Origin of the sequence: Microvirga sp. 2YAF29 (genome assembly GCF_052114605.1) — a bacterium.
In the GTDB taxonomy this organism is placed as follows: domain Bacteria; phylum Pseudomonadota; class Alphaproteobacteria; order Rhizobiales; family Beijerinckiaceae; genus Microvirga.
The window spans coordinates 1-2,041 of the sequence record NZ_JBFRFB010000039.1; the positions used below are offsets into that span (position 1 = coordinate 1).

Annotated in this window: 1 pseudogene; it reads left to right on the plus strand. The window is 59.1% G+C overall.

The features are described 5' to 3' along the window. Positions 1–1,729: 1,729 nt before the first annotated feature. Positions 1,730–2,041: pseudogene (locus AB4Y85_RS19390) on the plus strand (DNA translocase FtsK); the annotation flags it as partial.

Below are 2,041 nucleotides of genomic sequence, written 5' to 3' on the forward strand. Positions count from 1 at the left end.
CGAAGCGGTCGAAGCGGTGTACTCACCAAAGCATAGAACGGGTCGTTGTCTTATCCATGACCCTAAGGTCATCGCAAGGACACCGCCGCCTACGCTTCTCTTCCTCATCTCAACTTGTCAAAGAGCAAATCCCGTCCGACCCGGACAAGAAAAAGAGCCTCAAGCCATCCCGCTCGCCTTGCAGCGCCAGGACCCCCGAGGTCTCCATCAGGCCAACCACCAAAATGGCCGCCGTCGATGAAGGGGTGTCTAAGTGATCCGCTTTTGGAAGTCAACGCTCAATTCGAGAATTTCTCTCATTTTTTCGAGCGTTGCATCGTCGGGCGAAGTTTAGATAAAGCAATATCGTTCACAGAAACAGTATTGTTTCTGTGTTATGCTTATCGAATGACTCTCGTCAGGCGATGAATGTTCGAGATTGCCGCCAGAGGAGCCTTTCGAACTCCCGAATTGCTTCGAGGTCTCGGGCTCATGAGTGATGGGATAAGAGACTTGCCGCCATCTAGAGAGACGAGCATGCCTGTTCATGCATTTCTGCCTGAAGCTGACGCCGCTCTGCCTGGAAAAGGTGYAAACCCGCATCAGCGGTGCACCAAGGATGCGCCGATATAAGCGATTCGTTCTTTAATGCAAGAGGAAGATAGCCGATCGACGGATTATGCCGTGGGTACGCGCCTCATGGAGAATATGGGGATGTCTCCCTTCCCATGAAAGGGCAGGGGGCGACGGGAGGGGACATTGGGGATGGCGGTCCGGCCCTAAGGCTCTTTTTACCTTTAGTAGGTGTAACTGCGGAGGACCAACCCCGAGGGCTGAATGCTTCAGCCCCAACATCATAATGACAATGCATTTCAGACGCCGGCCATCCTCCTCCGCCCTAGAAGGTTACGAATCCCCGACAGGTGAAAGTGCTCAGGCCCCGCTTCAGGATCCTACCTGGGGTCAGAAGACGCCTGTGTCATCGGAGGTGCGGTATACCCGCACCCCTGACCGTGTCTTGAAGGAGCGCCTGAAGCAGGCGGCTCCGCAGCCTGTCGTGACACCTGTCCTTGATAAGAAGGTTGAAGTCGCTCCGGCCGAGATGTCTCGCCCCGTGGCTCAACCTGTTGCCCCGGTCAGCCGTGGCGATGCCGTGCAGCGCTCGGCGCCTCCGCCGGCCGAGAGCCAAGGCGTCCACTTCGGACGCACGCCGACCCGCATGTCTCCACAGGCTTCCGCTCGCCTGCGAAACGAGACGGCTCCGGTCACGGCGCAGGCTCCCGAGCCGCAGCAGGCTCCGAGGACATCGAACCCGCTGATCTTCCGCAAGCTTGCCGGGCAGGGCGCTCCCGCAACGGCAAAGGCTGCTCCGCTCGAGATGCCGGCTGTTCAGCAATCCTATTCCTTCCTGTGGCGGCCGGGCACTTATCTCATCGATCCGAGCCTGCAGTCGCAGTCCGAAGTTGTGATCGAGCAGATCGCAGAGACTCCCGTGCGTCCTGCAAGGAAGGTCGCGACGGAGCGTATGATCACCCGTGCTCCTGTTCCGGCTCCGCGTCCTGAGCCTGTTCAGATCGAAACGGCACCTTGGGAAGATGAACCGGACGATCTCGATGTCACGGATGAGATCGAAGAAGAGGATCTCATCGAAGTTCCGCGCGCTGCGCAGCCCGTGAAGCCGACACCGCGCGTTGCGAATATCAAGAGCGCGCCGACGCCGGCGAACGACAGTTTCGGGAAGGCGCACGCGTTGATCCCTTCTGGAGCTTCGTTCGATTTCGAGCTGCCGGCTTTGGATCTGCTCGCGGAGCCGCATGCGGACAATAATGTCGAAGTGCCGCCTGAAGTATTGCAGGAGAATGCCGCAGCGCTGGAGAACGTGCTGTGGGACTTCAATGTCAAAGGCGAGATCATCAACGTTCATCCCGGGCCTGTCGTGACGTTGTACGAGCTTGAGCCTGCGCCTGGGACGAAGTCGTCGCGGGTGATCTCGCTGGCCGACGACATCGCGCGCTCGATGAGCGCGGTCTCGGCCCGCGTCGCCGTGGTCCAGGGCCGCAAC